Genomic DNA, 1,048 nt, shown 5'->3' on the forward strand with positions numbered 1-1,048 from the left:
CATCACCGGCATCCGGTACACCAACAACCGGATCGCCAAGGGGTACTACGGCTACGGCCTGATCCGCAACGCCTCGGTCACGTGGACCGGCAACATCGACGACCGCACCGGTGTCCGGGTGACGCCGGGTGGCTGAGCGACCTGGCCCGAGCTGACGACGGGACGACCGCGTCAACCCGGCTCCACAAATCCCGACATCAGTACAAATCGGACAATACGTGTCATTCTGGAACTGTCCGCCACCCCCTGAGGTCGTGGTCGTCTCATCTCGGGAGCGACGGCCGCGCCGGTCCACACAGACAGGCTCGCCATGATCCCGAACAGCGCCCCCCAGTCCGCAGACGTCCGCCGGACGTCCCGTCCTCGCCGGATGCGGGGACTCGCGGCCGCCCTCCTCTGCGCAGCGGCCCTGGGCACGCTGCCCCCCGTGTCGGCCGACGCCGCCACCACGACCACCATGTGGCCCGACAACGAGTACCCCACCTCGACCGCGGGGAGGCTCTACTCCCCGGTGAGCGTCGGCACTCGTTTCAGCCCCCACACCGCGGGCAGCGTCACCGCCCTGCGCTACTACAAGCCCGGGAGCGTCGCCGGCGCCTCGCGGCTGACGCTGTGGACCGGCGCCGGGGCCAGGCTCTCCTCGGTGTCGCTCCCCGACCAGTCGGGTCGGCGCGGCTGGCAGGAGGTCGCGCTGCCGAGCGCTGTGCCGCTCACGGTCGGAAAGACCTACGTCGTCTCCTTCGACGCCCGTGACGGTCGCTACGGCATCGTCCGCGACTCCTACTGGGCAGGTGCTTTCAAGGGGTCGGCCATCACCGAGTTCGGCGGCGTGACGGGGGCCGCCACCGCGATGCCGGGACGCCTGTCGACGAACGCCACCTTCGCCGACGTCAGGTACGCCGTCGGAGCGTCCCCGGCCCCGGCCCCGACGCCGGTGCCGACCCCGACGCCGGTGCCGACTCCGACCCCGACTCCGACCCCGACCCCGACGCCGGTGCCGACCCCGACTCCGACCCCGACGCCGACGCCGACCCCGGCTCCGGCCCCG

General features: G+C 72.0%; 1 protein-coding gene. It reads left to right on the forward strand.

The window, feature by feature from the left end:
* Positions 1-427: 427 nt before the first annotated feature.
* The coding region (locus ASG49_RS18055) for a DUF4082 domain-containing protein (protein WP_162244546.1) at positions 428-1,048 on the forward strand (621 nt) is incomplete at its 3' end.

This window comes from Marmoricola sp. Leaf446 (assembly GCF_001424755.1).
Lineage (GTDB): Bacteria > Actinomycetota > Actinomycetes > Propionibacteriales > Nocardioidaceae > Marmoricola.